Genomic DNA, 15,423 nt, shown 5'->3' with positions numbered 1-15,423 from the left:
TCTAGAAAGGACTGAAGTCCTCACTACGAACCTCTAGAAAGGACTGAAGTCCTCACTACGAACCTCTAGAAAGGACTGAAGTCCTCACTACGAACTTGGTTTGTAGTGAGGACTTTAGTCCTTTTATTTTTGAAGTTTGGTGAGTTTAGACAAAACAGTAATCCCGCCACGTTAGTAGCGGGATTGATTGGTTGCAGTTTAGCTATGCTCTAGTAACACTAGATTTGGAAATAGCGGGCTGCTGAATTAGCTCATCTTAGCCATTTCTTGCTGAATGGTGCTTTTGGCTTCTTTAAATTGAGTAGCCATTTGTTCCATTTGGGCTTCGCTCAGGTTGCGGCGAATTTGAGGGAACATATCGTTTTCTTCTTCTTTTACGTGAGCCTGAACCGCTGCTTTAAGCTGTTGGATTTGACCTTTGAAATCAGAAGAACTGGGGTTGAGAGCCTTAATGTGGGCGAGCATTTGCTTCATTTCTGCTTGCTCGTCGTACAGTTGTTGGGTATCGCTGAAGTAGCTGCGAACTGCGGGATACACAATTTGTTCTTCGGCTTCTGCGTGCACGCTCAAGTCTTTGTAAAGTTGACCGAAGAATTCTTGCAGTTTTTGAGGATCTTCGGTTTTTTCGATTTCCATAAAGATGGTATCGACTTTGCGGTGATCCATGGAGATGATTTCGGTGATGTTCATCTCTTCTTTGGTGCGGGTAACTGCACCGCCGATAATGCCACTCATCGCGGCCATCGCATCTTGGACGCGCGCCCAAACGCCTTGATCGGGGTCTTTTCCGGTGAGCTCGCGCACTCCCAAAATTTCCATAACTCCTTTGAGTTGTTCTTGGTGAGCGCGGTTTTCAAAGTTCACTGTGTTGAGCGGTACAATGGCTGCTTCGATATCTGCACCGACTACTTGGGCGGCTTTGTGTACTAACAAGCCGGCCATTGTTTGTTTGTGTTTGAGCAGTTCGTGCTGGGTGACTTTTTCAAACAGGGTGAGTTCTGAACCTTCCATCAGTTTCTGAATTTCTTCAACCATTTTTGTGGTGGTTTCTTTCGGTTCAGCTTGAATGCCGTATTGGATGATGGTTGTTTCCAATACACCGAGGTTTTTGCGATCGTCCTCCAGCATATCCCGGAATCGATCGCACAGTTCGGAGTCGTTGCAGGAATTGATGAACAATTGCTCGTTGGCGATCAGCAGGTTTTGCAGCGCTTTCATGTCTGCTAGTTTCATCGCGATCGCTTGGCGCTTGGTATCTTCAAGGGTAGCTACCATCTGTCGTGTCTCCTCTGGATGTCTTTTGTGTTCTTACATCTTTTAATTTATGGAAATACTCAGATAACTTCCTCTTTCTCCCGACTGATTGATCGATCGCTCGCACAAGCTATTGACTTTTGAGCAAAAAAATGGTATGTATTTGAGGCTGTTTGCAAATAAAGGCAAAAGCAAAAAATAACTGATGACTCAGGTTCAATTGCAGATAGCAGTGATGATTTCTGTATCAATTAATCCCGATCGCGCATCAGTAAAGCGCTACCATAGTTGCAGCCGAAGTTAACTAAAGTTTAAGAAGAACTAGCTTGTCTCAACTGCTCGCTGCTTTAGAGTTCCCAGCCAATGTCTGGAAGCTGCACAATGGGTTAACGGTGATTCACCAGCAAATTGCGGCCACCCCTGTGGTTGCGCTAGACGTGTGGGTGAGGGCTGGCGCTACGAAGGAGCCGGATGCTTGGTCGGGAATGGCTCATTTTCTAGAACATATGATATTTAAAGGGACGGATGATCTCGCCCCTGGAGAATTTGACCAAGTAATCGAAAATCGCGGCGGTGTCGCCAACGCAGCTACAAGTCACGACTACGCCCATTTTTATGTCAACGCTGGGGCAGATTATTTAGCAGAAACGGCGCAGCCGCTGGCAGAATTGCTGCTGCGCGCTGCGATTCCTGATGCGGAATTCGATCGCGAGCGAGATGTGGTACTCGAAGAAATCCGCCAATCTCAAGACGATCCCGATTGGCTGGGTTTCCAAGCAATGATGGAAACAGTTTACCAGCAACATCCCTACAGGCGATCGGTACTGGGGACTGAAGAATTGCTGATGTCGCGAACTCCCCACGAAATGCGGTGTTTTCATCGATCGCACTATCAGCCAGAAAATATGACAGTGGTGATAGTTGGGGGAATTGACGAACAACAAGCCAGAGATATCACGGGGAAAGCATTCGAGAAGTTTTCAGACAGGTGGGATTGTCCTAAATTTGTCGCCGAAGCCGAACCGCCGTTAGTAGAAATTCGCCGTCAGGAACTCCGTCTTCCCCGATTGGAACAAGCGCGGCTGATGATGGCGTGGACTGGGCCGGGAGTTGAACACTTGCAAAGTGCTTGCGGCTTGGATTTGATCTCTGTTTTGCTCGCAGACGGGCGGAGTTCGCGTTTAGTCCGGGAACTGCGGGAAGAATTACAATTGGTACAGGCGATCGAAAGCTCTTTCTCGCTACAACGGGAATCGAGTTTGTTTACGATTAGCGCTGTCTTGGAAGCCAAGGATCTAGAACAGGTGGAAGCCCGAATTTGCGATCGGCTGTGGGAATTGCAATCTGAGCCTGTTTCCGAGGCGGAACTGATGCGCTGCAAGCGTTTGCTGTGCAACGACTTTGCTTTCTCGCTGGAAACGCCGGGACAGCTAGCGGGTCTTTACGGATATTACAGTACGATCGCCACTGCCGAATTAGCGCTCAGCTATCCTACCAGGATTCAGTCATTTAAGCCATCAGATCTCCAGCGCCTAGCTCAACAATATCTCTCACCCCGGCGCTACGCGGCTGTGGCGATCGAACCAATTTAGTCAGTAGTCAGTGGTTATTGGTTATTGGTTATTTGTTGTTTGCTACTAATGCCCGATGCCCGATGCCCGATGCCCTATTACCGATTCCCAATTACCAACTAAATTAATGATGAAAAATGAAATTCAGCGCACGGTTTTAGACAACGGTATGGTTGTCTTAGCATCAGAAAATCCAGCAGCAGATATTATTGCAGCTAGGATATTCCTGCGCGCCGGTAGCCGCTGCGTACAGCCGGAACAAGCAGGATTGTGTCACTTGCTGTCGGCGGTAATGACTAAGGGAACCGATCGCCTGTCTTCGCTAGAAATTGCCGAACGTGTAGAATCGGTTGGAGCGAGGTTGAGTACCGACTCGACTACCGATTACTTTTTAGTGAGTTTGAAGACGGTAACAGCCGATTTTCAGGACATTTTGGAGTTGGCTGCGGAATTGCTGCGATCGCCCACTTTCCCGGAAGCTGAAGTCGAACTCGAACGCCGCATTGCGATATCAGCAATTCGATCGCAACAAGAACAACCATTTGCGATCGCCTTCGAGCAATTGCGACACGCCATGTATCAGGAACATCCCTATGCTTTCTCCACCTTGGGCACGGAAGCTACGATGTCAAAGCTTACCAGAAACGAGCTAGAACAGTTCCACAAAACCTATTTCCGTCCCGACAATGTAGTTATTTCTATAGCCGGCAGAATATCTACCGAAGATGCGATCGCTTTAGTCGATCGGACGTTTGGCGGCTGGAAAGCGCCTTTAACACCCCTGCCAACTTTAACAGTCCCCCCCCTCACCGCCTCCCCTCAATCCGTCGCTAAGGCGCAAGATACCCAGCAATCAGTGATTATGCTGGGCTACCTCGCACCCTCGGTCAAAAATCCCGACTACGCAGCGATTAAGTTGCTGAATACCTATTTGGGTAACGGTTTGTCGAGCCGGTTGTTTGTGGAATTGCGCGAAAAACGGGGCTTAGCTTACGATGTTTCCGCGCTCTACGCGACGCGCCTGGACACGGCTCAGTTTGTCGCGTACATGGGTACAGCGCCGGAAAATACGGTGACTGCTTTTGAAGGATTGCGTACAGAAGTCGATCGACTCGCCAACATCCAACTTAGCGAGGAAGAATTGCAAGCTTGCAAGAATAAAATGCTCGGTCAATATGCTTTAGGAAAACAAACTAATTCGCAAATTGCCCAAGTTTTAGGCTGGTACGAAATTCTGGAATTGGGAATGAAATTTGACCAGGAATTTCAAGAAGAAATTGCAGCAGTAACCACTGCTGAAGCTCGCGAAGCTGCTCACAAATACTTCATCGAACCCTATGTTTCTCTCGTTGGCCCAGAGGCGGCAATTCAGGAATTAGGTGTAGCTGCGGCTGTTTGTTGAGGAAATCACTCGTTACTTTCGCCCTCGCCTGGTAACGAACATCCAACGGTTCGTAGTGCGGACTTCAGTCCGCTTTCATGCGGAGGACTCAAGCAAGTTGAGTAGGGTGCGTCAGATCGAGTGATTTGGGCGATCGACCAAAATTGACGATCTGACGCACTCTACAATTTTCTGCTGAAGCTCAGGAAGCTGCTCGCAAATACTTCATCGAACCCTATGTTTCTCTAGTTGGGCCGGAAGTGGCAATTCAGGAATTGGATGTAGCCACCGCTGTTTGTTGAGGAAATCACTCGTTACTTTCGCCCTCGCCTGGTAACGAACATCCAACGGTTCGTAGTGCGGACTTCAGTCCGCTTTCATGCGGAGGACTCAAGCAAGTTGAGTAGGGTGCGTCAGATCGAGTGATTTGGGCGATCGACCAAAATTGACGATCTGACGCACTCTACAATTTTCTGCTGAAGCTCAGGAAGCTGCTCGCAAATACTTCATCGAACCCTATGTTTCTCTAGTTGGGCCGGAAGCGGCAATTCAGGAATTGGATGTAGCCACCGCTGTTTGTTAAAGAATTAGGCGAGTTGATTTTACTCGTTACCAGGATCTGCCTGGTAACGAACATCCAACAGTTTGTAGTGCGGACTGAAGTCCGCAGCTTGAAAGCGGACTGAAGTCCGCACTACGAACGGTAACGAACATCCAATTGAAAATATTCACCGCAGCGTCAGTTTAGATTGCGAGTACAATAGTTTCCGCTTTCGCAATCTGACTCGTGCATCCCCTATTTTTTGCTTTTCTATCCCTTTGACAGTTGCCGATGCAGAAGGTGGGATACAATAAAATTAAGTACACTTTCGGGAATAACTGGTAACAACCATGAGCAACGAAAGATTTATTATTAGAGCGATGACGCTGGCGGATTTAGAATTAGCTATCCAGTGGGCTGCCACAGAGGGATGGAATCCAGCGATTAACGATGCAATTCCTTTTTACGCTGCCGATGCGAGTGGTTTTTTGATTGGAGAGATTGACGGAACTCCGATTAGCAGCATTTCGGCGGTAAGATATGGTGACAGCTTTGCATTTATCGGTTTTTATATTGTGCAACCTGCTTGGCGGGGACAGGGTTATGGTTTACAGACTTGGAATGCCGCCTTGAAATTAGTAGGCGATCGCCCTACTGCTTTAGATGCCGTTTTACAGCAAGTAAATAACTACAGTAAATTTGGCTTTAAACCAGTTTATCGCGATTTACGCTATCAAGGAATAGGTCAAGCTGGCGTTATTCCTGAAGGCGTTGTTTTGCTGACAGATATCCCTTTTGTTGATGTAGTGAATTACGACGCTCTATATTTTCCTGCATCTCGTCGGGCTTTTATAAATGCCTGGATTAATCATTCAGAACATCAAGCTTATGGGATGGTTCAAGATGGCAAATTGTGTGGTTATGGAGTCATTAGACCCAGTTACACAGGTTTTAGAATAGGGCCTTTGTTTGCTAATTCGACAGAGATAGCTGAAAGGTTATTTATGGCTTTGATTGCTCGTGCTGAAAATCAGCCAGTATTTATAGATGTACCCAATATTAACACTCAGGCGATCGCCTTATTTGAAAGTCGAGAAATGCAACCCATATCTGAGTGTGTGAGGATGTACACCCACGACATAACAAATATTGACATAAATCACATTTTTGGGTTGACAACTTTGGAATTAGGCTAAAACTAGCAGGACTTACCCACTGTCAAGGTGTAGCAAGGGTTTTGAGACTTTGTGTTGAAGGGTAAGTTGATTCTGGTGCGTTAGATTGGGTGATGCAAGGCGATCGATTGACCGCAACAAGCAAGGTTCGTAGTGCGGACTTCAGTCCGCAGCTTTTTGCGGACTGAAGTCCGCACTACGAACTGGTTTTTGTGATGTTAATCGACCGGACGTGATATGATGCAAGTCGATCGACTTGCATCACCCACTCTGGCGCACCCGACAAGTTTCTACTACCGAGAAAACCTAGGTGAGCAACCAACCTGAACTAAACAAATACAAGCAAGAAATAGCAGATTTGTACACCCGCCGAAGTCAAACCTATGACAATAGCGATTGGCATTTACAGATTGCTCGCCGTCTGGTACAATACGGGCGAGTTAGTTCTGGTCAGCAGGTTTTAGACATGGCAACGGGAACAGGTCATGTCGCGATCGCAGCCGCTGAGATTGTTGGCTCTGAAGGTCGAGTTGTGGGCGTAGATATTTCATCGGGAATGCTCGATCGAGCCAGAAGCAAGGCTCAAGAATTAAGTCTCAAAAACACAGAATTTCTGCTTGCAGATGCCGAAGCGCTAGACTTTCGTGTCAATAGTTGCGATCGTATTTTTTGTTCCTCTGCCTTTATTTGGATGTCGGATCTGCACGCAGCCCTCACCCACTGGCACAAATTCCTCAAACCAGGGGGAATCCTGGGCATTCATGCCTTTGCTGATACCGCTTTTGTTGGCGGAGTTGTCACCCAGAAAGTAGCTGAAAAATACGGCATTTCCTTCAACATGAGCAAACCCACAGGTACTGTAGAAAAGTGCCGCAGCTTGCTCGAAAAAGCAGGATTTGAGGATGTAGAGATTAAAATTGAGCAAGATGGTAGCTATATCACTTTAGAAAAAGCAAAAGCAATGTGGGCGGGAAGTTCTCATCCGGCTCCCGGGCAGTATCCGCCTCCTTTATCAACATTTTCAACCGAGCAATTAGCGCAAGCTAAGGCTGAGTTTGAAAGTGAAATAGAAGTATTGCAAACCGAGCAAGGAATTTGGAACGATATTACTACTTTTTATGTTTTAGGTCGGAAATAGTAGGAGGCTGCGAACTGCATAACTGACTTAATATCAGTCTGTATTCATCCGCGTTTATCTGCGTGCATCTGCGGTTAAATATTCCAAATCTGCCAGCATAGTTAGATTCAGACAATTTAAGATACTAGATTTAATCGGGCGCTTTTCATCCCAAAATACCATCGATGAATAAAATTTAATTGCTGTCGGTGAATTCAAAAGCTCAAAAGTCTCACGTGCAACTTGTTCGTTTTCAAAGCTGAGAAAATAAACAGTATCATCAAAAATTACAGATTTATTAGCGATTGCACCGATCAATCTGAAATCCAATTTTTTATAAAGTCCGCAAATTGCAATTTTCCACAATTTAAAACTATAATCGCCAACTCCAAAAATAGAAAAGCGAGGATTCTGTTGATAAATCTTGCTTTTGCGATTGTCTAGATAGCGTGCGTGTTCCTCCAGATAACACCCAGTTTTAGGAGCTATCTGGTTGATAGATTCGGTTGACTCGCCAATAAATCTTTGAGTTACTAAAATATAGCGGTTGGTGGCATGAATGCGATTTTGAGCGACATCTGAGCCTTTAAGTAACGGAAATAGATAAGTTTCCTCAAGCTCGACAGCTTCCCCAAATCCATTGACAAACAAATCATCAATTTTCCGAAACTCCATCACATTCGAGCAGTCATGCTTGACGCCAGATCGCCATTTCGTTTTTGACTTTACAACATATAAATGAGTCAGTTTATTGAAACAATCGATATCTTTGATTAGGAGATTATTTTGATAGCCTATGCGGTGAGATTCCGAACTTTCCAAACTGCTAAATACATCGCAGAAGTAGTTCTGCGAGCTTGAGTCAAACTTGCAGACTAACAGACAGGCATCAACATTTGCATCAAAATACTTTTTAGCATCTATTTTGTAAGTTGCACAGCTACCAAGATTAAGTTTGTTTGAATGAATGTAGTTCAATAACTTTCGTGCAACGGAAGTCTTGCAAAGCATTGCCAGAGTTGCCTCACGATTCTGCAACCAGTGGATTGCGCAAATCAACATCCATTCTGAAATATCGAAGTTACTTTTACCCGTTAGTGCGTCTAAGCCGGCGTGCTTTTGAAAGTTACTTTTTTTAGGCAAATTTTCACTACCAATAGTTCCTTGTTGTGAGTTTGTCACCCAAGGAAAGTTGCCAAGTACCAGCACCTGATGATTAAATTGGTTGATTAATGATGTCCAGTCAAAATCAAAAAAATCTCCGTGCTTAACTTCACATCTTTCATCCTGTAATAATTCATGCTTTGCTGTGAATTCTTTTAAGTAACTTTGATTTATTTCAACCCCGATAATTTTGCTGGCGGATGGAAAAGAATTTGCAGCAGCTTCAATGAAATTACCTATCCCGCAAGTTGGCTCAATGATGACTTTGGGGTTGATCTCAAGTTCTCTCAATTTCCGACACACCATCTCAGCTAATTCTGGGGGTGTCTGAAAATCTCCGTATTCTATTTGTGTTTTGCGATCGTTGGAAATCATCATTCAACATCTAACTGTACTCAAATCTTAGAGCGATCGGCAACACCCAAAGCCTTTAAATCCTCTAGAGCGGTTTCAGTAAACTTAATTTTGTATTCCGAAGTCGCCATAAAGTAATGATACTTCAAGTTTGCATATAGCTTGATTATTGTACCAGATTTACTCCGGCAAATTCACCTGCTCAACCACTTCCAAAGGTAGTTCCAACACCTCTGCAATTTGTTCGTCGCTCAATCCAAACAGCCGTAATTTACCAACAGCTTCAATCCTAGCTTTATTCTTAACGCGCTGAAAATCAGAAGTTAGAGCCTGACTTTCGTTTCGGGTAGCAACTGGTTGCTCTGAACTAACGTTTAGGCAGCCAATTATATTACTATTAATACTTTTAATACTTTTACTTCTATCGCCAAAAGAAATAGTCAGATTACCTTGACGTTCAAGGACAGATTTAAGATTTTTTTTATCTACTGGTTCATCAAAGACATCAGATAACATTTGCAAAAGCTCGTAACCGACATCCTTAGCGTGGCCCGCTGAACAACCCCAATTTTCGGCAATATCAGGATACTTTTGGCGCTTCAGTGTGCCTTCGATAATTCCGCGCTGCAAGTCATTTAGATGTTGGCCTGTCTTGGCGTAGACAACTTTGTCCACAAATTGCAATACTTCGTGAACCTGCATTATTCGGGATGTGGGAGGACATTAGTTATTATAGCCGATTTTATCCGTCTTTTTCATTCTTTTTCCGCCTTTTACAAAAGTTTAATAAAATCCGTCTTTTTCCGCTTTTCAATTGGTACAGCATGGGGAAAAATAAAAATTGAATAAATTCAATCTAGAATACTGTAATATGTCTGCTGAAAAGCATAAATTCGAGTATGACCATTTGCTTAAAAGGCTGGGTTCTATTGGGGCTGTGGGTGGATGGATCAGAGAATATGTCGATATGCACGGTTTTATAATTTTGCAGGGCTTAGAATCAGAGTTTTATGATTTGAGTTCTGCAAAGCTCTTTTTTACAAAGCTTTCCTCTCATATTGGTACTTTAGTGCCTCATAATTTTGGTCAATCTGATTTTGTATGGGAAATCAAGCCTAAATTATCAAATTATCTAATTCAGACTTTTTCTGAACATAACAAAGCTGCTCCATTACACACAGATTCTCAATACAGGAATCTGCCAGAAAAATATATGGCATTACTTGTTTTTCGTCAAGCTGAGTGTGCAGGAGGAGAAACTCTATTACTGGATTTCTCACTTGTTTTTAATGAATTAAGACAGAGTATTTCTGGACGAGAAATGATCGAGTTTGCTTGCCAAGAAAATTTTGCGATTGCAGTGCCAACTATATTTCATGCAGAAGATAAAACGGAGTATATTTATTCAAGTTTGATTTCAAAAATTCCCCTGATTAGATACAGATATGACACTTTGAAGACAGGATTAGAATTAATTAAGCGCAGCCACGTAAAAGATTTTGCTGAAAAGCTTCAGGCTTTTAATGATTTGATTCACAGAAGTCGATATTCCTCTAGCTTGTTACTTGATAATGGTGAAGCAATTTTTGTAGATAATCATAGGATGCTACACGGTCGATCGTCATTTTTAGATCGTAACAGATTACTTCTTAGAATTCGCATGAACTAGTCAAATACCAACAAATTTAATTGCCGACAAAAATACTTACAATAAAAAAAATGGAAAAGTATATAGAAAAATATTCAAAAGTTGGTCAGGGCGCGTGGACAGCAAAAGCCTTATATGATGAAGTAGTCACTTCTTTACTAAATCAACAGTTTGATAATATTCAAGGCTTTGTGGAAAATTTCTATTTAATTTGTGGTGAATTTGGAGGTGAAGCAGCATCCCGCAAACTTCAAAAAGCAGCTAATCTCCTGCTAAATCATGGTCAGCAGCAAGAGATGTCTGAGCGTTGTATCAAAATTGCAGGAAGCATTCAATTTCATCCACAGGTAGCTAGTTGTATAGACTTGACTACTGTTGAAAAAACAATGAATTCTCATCATATAATATCCTCTAGGATTGAAGAAATTTGTGAATTTTTGGGTTGCTCTCAAAATAATCTAAATGACAATTTGAAGAGGGAAGTTGAATCAGATACTATTCCAAGCGATTGGAGTTTACAAGTTTCTTCATTGTACACAAGGGCGTATGATGAATGGTTTACAGAAATCGCTGATAGATACCTCAAAGACTACCTACCAAGTCGCGAAACTTTATATGCTTCTCCAAAACTAAGAGTTGCTGACTGGAGTTCAGAGGTATGGCGGTGCTGGCGCTTCCTAGATTGTCCCACCTTAGTCGATCCAGGATTTTTTAGACCATCGCAGTTCTTTGTATGGCATATCATTCACGATTCTGTGCATATTTGGCAAATGCAAGCTTACGCTCAAAAGTGGTCTAACATATTGGCTCCCAATGAGTTTTTGTTTCTTGAAGCACAAGCAATGTCTGTGGAAATAATCTTATTAAACCTCATGAAACAATCTTATATAGAAATTCCTAACTGGTATCCTTCATCTCAGAAATCAATTATTCTTAGACTTTTAATTGGGTTGCTTGAAAGAGAGATAAGATTAGATTTAGATTTAAAAGTACATCTTCATGGACAAAGTTTTACAGCATGGCTTGAGGATATTTCAAAATTGACTAATCTCTCACCTGAATATTTTCAAGGGCTTACTGCTGAGTTGCTTGGTATGCCAGGTTTTTGTGCAGCTTACACTGTAGTGACTGATAAATTTAAAAACGTATCTCATGAGCAACGAAAGATATTGTTACAAAAATTTCCTAACATCACTTATGAATTTCTAGGAACTACTTACTTTCCTTAATCTGTTCTGGTATTTTGGTGTAAAAATCTGTAATCATCTGCGTTAATTTGCGTGCATCTGCGGTTAAAAAATCAAAATTAGCAAAAAAGTTTCGTTTGTGTGCCAGTAAACTCAGCGATTTCAATCGCCGAGTCTTATCGAGGAGTTTTCTACTCGTTACCAGGCTGGAGCCTGGTAACGCAGATCCGGAGGCTCTGCCTCCATCTCAAGCAAGCGAGGCAGAGCCTCTGGACATGGGTTCCCAGGCACAGCCTGGGAACCAGTTAACCAGTTACCAACCAGTTACCAGTGAAAAAACCCACAAAAAAAATGCACCCACTCCTCAAAGAAGTGGGTGCAAAACGATCGACTAAATTTTGACCTAAAAACTCAAAATTCCCTTAATAGGCGTCTTGCAATTCGTAGAAATCGGGGGAAATGTAATCTTTCCGAAGCGGCCAGCCGACCCAATCTTCGTTCATCAAAATCCGTTTCAGATTCGGATGTCCTTCGTAGACTATGCCGTACATATCGTAGGATTCCCGCTCTTGGAAATCTGCTGCTTTCCAAATCCAATAGACTGATGGTACTCTCGGATCTTCGCGGGGAATGAATACCTTGACGCGGACTTCTTCGGGATGGGAAGCATTATCTGTCAGCTTGGCCAAGTGGTAGACGCTGACTAAATCTTCTCCAGGGCCTTGGTCGTAGGCGCACTGGTACTGCATATAATTGAACCCGTAGGCATACAGCGCTGTTGACATGGGAATTAAAAAGTCGCGATCGACCTTTAAGATCTCCACACCCAAATTATCGGGCGCCAAAGCTTCATGGTCAAAGCCATTTTGAGTCAACCACTGAGAAACCTTCCCGGCTTCAACAATTGAAGTTTCTGTCTCAGCCACGTTTGACCTCCTGTTTTTGTCCTGCAAGCAGGGCGGGCGGTACGGGCATTCCCATGGCTTCCGTCAATTCCTTCGGTGGCTCCATGCGGCCGGGAATTGACAAATATTTGCCGTCCAAAATGTCGTCTACTACTTTCATTTTGTGGGGTCTGGTGTAGTAGCGGTGAGTCGGTAGCAAGTTAGCCCTTTCTTGCATTGAGTCGTTGGCGATTTTTTTCCGCAGTTTGACGATCGCATCAATAATCGCTTCGGGACGCGGAGGACAACCGGGGATGTACACATCTACGGGAATCAGTTTGTCAACGCCTCTGACTGCTGTGGGGGAGTCTACGCTGAACATTCCGCCCGTGATGGTGCAAGCGCCCATGGCGATCACGTATTTGGGTTCGGGCATTTGTTCGTACAGCCGCACCAAGATGGGGGCGTACTTCATGGTAATTGTACCGGCGGTGATCAACAAGTCGGCTTGCCGGGGACTCGATCGCGGTACTAGACCAAATCTGTCGAAGTCGAAGCGCGATCCAATTAAAGCTGCAAATTCGATGAAGCAGCAAGCCGTGCCATAAAGCAACGGCCACAGGCTGGAAAGTCTCGCCCAGTTATAGATGTCATCAACCGTGGTTAGGATGACGTTCTCTGATAATTCGGATGTGACTTGCGGCCGCTCTGCCGGATTGACAATTAGCGATTTTTGTGATTTGTCAGAACTTAAGACCATTCTAAGGCTCCTTTGCGCCATGCATAGACAAGAGCAATAACGAGGATCGTGATGAAAAACAAGGCTTCGATGAAAGCCAAGAGTCCTAGCTGGTTGAAAGCAACCGCCCAAGGGTAAAGGAATACAGTCTCTACGTCGAAGATGACGAAGACCAGGGCGAACATATAATATCGGATGTTGAACTGAATCCAGGCTCCGCCGATCGGCTCGACGCCAGATTCGTAGGTAGTGCGTCGGTCGTAGGGACGACTTTTGGGCCGCAGTACCTTAGACGCCGTGAGGGCGAGGATAGGCACTAGGCTCGAAATTAACAGGAAGCCTAAGAAATACTCGTAGCCGCTAAGTGCAAACACGGTGAATGATTACTGCCTCTGTGAAAGGGTTCTGTAACTTGTCTTTACATTATATAGATTTTGGGTAGCTAAAATTACGAGTCGATCGAGATTAATTGTCCATCTTCTGCAATAATTTTTAATGTATATTTTAATAAAACCGCAATCTCAGGATTGGGTAAACGATATTCTAACTGCCTGTGGAAGACGGGCGGCTGCCTGTGGACGCTGAGTAAGACCATCATCGACGCTTTGTGTCGAACATCCTTGTGGTGTCCCTAACGTGGTATCGGCGGTTGAGACGGGAAACCTCGAAGACGAATAAGACCGTCCTAATCTGAGTGTTAGTTGGAAGCCCCAACTATAACTAAGCTTAGTTGAGGTACTTCACCTGACCTACTCTTTTTGGAACTATGAGCGATCGAGCCACTGAGACTAAGACCCTCGATCGGCACGAGTGCCGCGCCTGCGGCTACGTCTACGATCCGAAAAAAGGGAATCCTAAAAATGACATTGCCCCTGGCACAGCTTTTGAAGATTTGCCCGCTACTTGGGTTTGTCCCGTTTGCGCCGGCCGCAAGTCGGTCTTTCAAAATCTGGGTCAGCAGGAAGGAGTATCGGGATTTAAGGCAAATCAGCGCTACGGTGTCGGCGTCAACGGCATGACCGAAGGTCAAAAAAGTTTGCTGATTTTTGGCGGCTTGGTCGTTGGTTTCTTGTTGTTACTTAGTATGTATGGTTTGCAGTAAGACGATTGTGAGATTTTGGCAACGAATTGTAATGTTATTGGCGGCTGCACTCATCTGTACGAGTTGCAGCACGATCGGTTCTGTGAGTTACAACCCTTGGCAGGTGATTTCCTTGCCGACGGAAGCTAACTTGCAGGATATTGCCTTTACAGGTAATTCTCAACACGGTTGGGTTGTCGGTTCTGAGGCGACTCTGTTTGAAACGATCGACGGCGGGACTAATTGGAAGCCGATCGCCCTGGATATCAACGAGCCGAGATCGCGTTTTTCATCGGTGAGTTTTTCCGGTTCCGAAGGCTGGATTGTCGGTCAGCCTTCGGTTCTGCTCCGCACAGAAGATGAAGGTAAATCTTGGAAGCGAATTGCTTTGAGCTCTCAGTTACCCGGTTCTCCGAGTACGATCGCAGCTATCGGCCCAAATACGGCTGATATGACGACGGATGTCGGAGCAATTTACCGGACTTCTGACGGTGGCAAAAATTGGAAAGCTGTCGTGCAAGATTCCTTTGGGGTAGTTCGCAATATCAACCGTTCAGAAGACGGCCAGTATGTTGCAGTTTCCTCGAAAGGCAATTTCTACTCGGTGTGGAAACCCGGACAGAATGCTTGGGAACCTCACAACCGTAACAGTTCTCGTCGCCTGCAAAATATGGGCTTTACCAAGGACGGGCGTTTGTGGATGCTCGCTCGTGGCGGCCAGATTCAGTTTAGCGATCCCGAAAGTTCTGAAGGTTGGGGAAAACCGTTTTTTCCCGATCGCAAAGCGAGTTGGGGTTTGCTAGACATGGCTTACCGAACTGATAATGAAGTTTGGGTAGCCGGCGGCGGCGGCAATTTGCTGTGCAGTTTGGATGGCGGGAAAACTTGGCAAAAAGACCGTGAAGTTGAGGACGTTCCTGCTAATTTTTACAGGATTGTCTTTATGGGCCCCGATCGCGGATTCGTGATTGGCGCAAGCGGTACTCTACTTAAATATCAAGGTTCAGCGCAAGCTGCTTGATAGTAGAATAGTAATAGAGATTGTCTGTCGATTTGTTGTTGAAAGGAGGATTCTAAATGGCCGGTACAACTGGAGAACGTCCGTTTGGGGACATTATTACAAGCATCCGTTATTGGGTAATTCACAGTCTCACCATTCCAGCTTTGTTTATTGCTGGATGGCTGTTTGTGCAAACGGGTTTGGCTTACGATGCTTTCGGAACTCCTCGCCCTAACCAGTATTTCACAGAGCAGCGCGAAGAAGTGCCGATTATTTCGGATCGCTTTGAAGCTAAGAAACAAGTAGATCAGTTCATTGGCAAGTAAT

The 15,423-nt window shown here is 44.6% G+C and carries 15 protein-coding genes; 9 read left to right on the top strand and 6 right to left on the bottom strand.

All coding sequences use genetic code 11. The annotated features are described in order from the left end of the window. Positions 1-246 precede the first annotated feature (246 nt). Positions 247-1,275, bottom strand: a complete 1,029-nt coding sequence (locus QUB64_RS13625; protein WP_333272617.1) for a hemerythrin domain-containing protein — start codon at positions 1,273-1,275, stop codon at positions 247-249. Between the two features lie 305 nt (positions 1,276-1,580). Between QUB64_RS13625 and QUB64_RS13620 the strand changes: the two genes are divergently transcribed. The 4 genes from QUB64_RS13620 to QUB64_RS13605 all read left to right on the top strand — a co-directional run bounded on the left by QUB64_RS13620 (position 1,581) and on the right by QUB64_RS13605 (position 7,060). Beyond that, complete coding sequence (locus tag QUB64_RS13620) at positions 1,581-2,846, top strand: M16 family metallopeptidase (RefSeq protein ID WP_333272614.1); 1,266 nt, start codon at positions 1,581-1,583, stop codon at positions 2,844-2,846. Between the two features lie 109 nt (positions 2,847-2,955). After that, positions 2,956-4,227 carry a M16 family metallopeptidase gene (locus QUB64_RS13615; protein WP_333272735.1) on the top strand — a complete coding sequence of 424 codons (1,272 nt, stop codon included), beginning with the start codon at positions 2,956-2,958 and terminating at the stop codon, positions 4,225-4,227. Between the two features lie 870 nt (positions 4,228-5,097). Beyond that, complete coding sequence (locus QUB64_RS13610; RefSeq protein ID WP_333272612.1) at positions 5,098-5,943, top strand: GNAT family N-acetyltransferase; 846 nt, start codon at positions 5,098-5,100, stop codon at positions 5,941-5,943. A gap of 289 nt (positions 5,944-6,232) precedes the next feature. Next, positions 6,233-7,060: a class I SAM-dependent methyltransferase gene (locus tag QUB64_RS13605; RefSeq protein WP_333272609.1), complete on the top strand. Its 828-nt coding sequence runs from the start codon at positions 6,233-6,235 to the stop codon at positions 7,058-7,060. 54 nt (positions 7,061-7,114) lie between these two features. Here the strand turns inward: QUB64_RS13605 and QUB64_RS13600 are convergent, their stop codons facing one another. Beyond that, positions 7,115-8,581: a class I SAM-dependent methyltransferase gene (locus tag QUB64_RS13600; RefSeq protein WP_333272606.1), complete on the bottom strand. Its 1,467-nt coding sequence runs from the start codon at positions 8,579-8,581 to the stop codon at positions 7,115-7,117. A 156-nt stretch (positions 8,582-8,737) separates the two neighbouring features. After that, positions 8,738-9,259: a hypothetical protein gene (locus QUB64_RS13595; RefSeq protein WP_333272603.1), complete on the bottom strand. Its 522-nt coding sequence runs from the start codon at positions 9,257-9,259 to the stop codon at positions 8,738-8,740. A gap of 169 nt (positions 9,260-9,428) precedes the next feature. On the opposite strand from QUB64_RS13595, the gene QUB64_RS13590 reads away from it, so the two are divergent. Further along, positions 9,429-10,226 (top strand): TauD/TfdA family dioxygenase, encoded by a 798-nt coding sequence (locus tag QUB64_RS13590; protein ID WP_333272600.1) that lies wholly within the window; start codon positions 9,429-9,431, stop codon positions 10,224-10,226. A gap of 50 nt (positions 10,227-10,276) precedes the next feature. Beyond that, a complete protein-coding gene (locus tag QUB64_RS13585) occupies positions 10,277-11,434 on the top strand; it encodes a hypothetical protein (protein ID WP_333272597.1) in 1,158 nt (385 codons plus the stop codon). A gap of 380 nt (positions 11,435-11,814) precedes the next feature. Here QUB64_RS13585 and QUB64_RS13580 read toward each other — a convergent pair whose 3' ends face one another. The 3 genes from QUB64_RS13580 to ndhC are packed head-to-tail and all read right to left on the bottom strand — an operon-like array spanning position 11,815 to position 13,389. Next, entirely contained in the window at positions 11,815-12,318 is a 504-nt protein-coding gene (locus QUB64_RS13580) for an NAD(P)H-quinone oxidoreductase subunit J (RefSeq protein WP_333272594.1), read from the bottom strand. Then, positions 12,311-13,036, bottom strand: a complete 726-nt coding sequence (gene ndhK / locus QUB64_RS13575; protein ID WP_333272592.1) for a photosynthetic/respiratory NAD(P)H-quinone oxidoreductase subunit K — start codon at positions 13,034-13,036, stop codon at positions 12,311-12,313. The genes QUB64_RS13580 and ndhK overlap by 8 nt, the downstream gene beginning before the upstream one ends. Then, a complete protein-coding gene (gene ndhC, locus QUB64_RS13570) occupies positions 13,027-13,389 on the bottom strand; it encodes a photosynthetic/respiratory NAD(P)H-quinone oxidoreductase subunit C (protein WP_006635500.1) in 363 nt (120 codons plus the stop codon). The genes ndhK and ndhC overlap by 10 nt, the downstream gene beginning before the upstream one ends. A gap of 392 nt (positions 13,390-13,781) precedes the next feature. On the opposite strand from ndhC, the gene QUB64_RS13565 reads away from it, so the two are divergent. Genes QUB64_RS13565 through psbE form a run of 3 tightly spaced genes read left to right on the top strand, consistent with a single transcriptional unit; the run spans position 13,782 to position 15,422 of the window. Beyond that, positions 13,782-14,117, top strand: a complete 336-nt coding sequence (locus tag QUB64_RS13565; RefSeq protein ID WP_333272589.1) for a rubredoxin — start codon at positions 13,782-13,784, stop codon at positions 14,115-14,117. After that, on the top strand, positions 14,104-15,117 hold the full coding sequence (locus QUB64_RS13560) for a photosynthesis system II assembly factor Ycf48 (protein ID WP_333272587.1): 1,014 nt from the start codon (positions 14,104-14,106) through the stop codon (positions 15,115-15,117). The genes QUB64_RS13565 and QUB64_RS13560 overlap by 14 nt, the downstream gene beginning before the upstream one ends. 56 nt (positions 15,118-15,173) lie before the next feature. After that, the gene (gene psbE, locus QUB64_RS13555) at positions 15,174-15,422 is read left to right on the top strand and encodes a cytochrome b559 subunit alpha (protein ID WP_293144446.1); all 249 of its coding nucleotides are present in this window, start codon (positions 15,174-15,176) and stop codon (positions 15,420-15,422) included. The last annotated feature ends 1 nt before the right edge of the window (position 15,423 follow it).

The sequence above is a fragment of the Microcoleus sp. Aus8_D2 genome, from assembly GCF_036702665.1.
Classification (GTDB): Bacteria; Cyanobacteriota; Cyanobacteriia; order Cyanobacteriales; family Microcoleaceae; genus Microcoleus.
The sequence above is the reverse complement of the archived record's forward strand: the minus strand, read 5'-3'. Positions and strand labels throughout refer to the sequence as shown.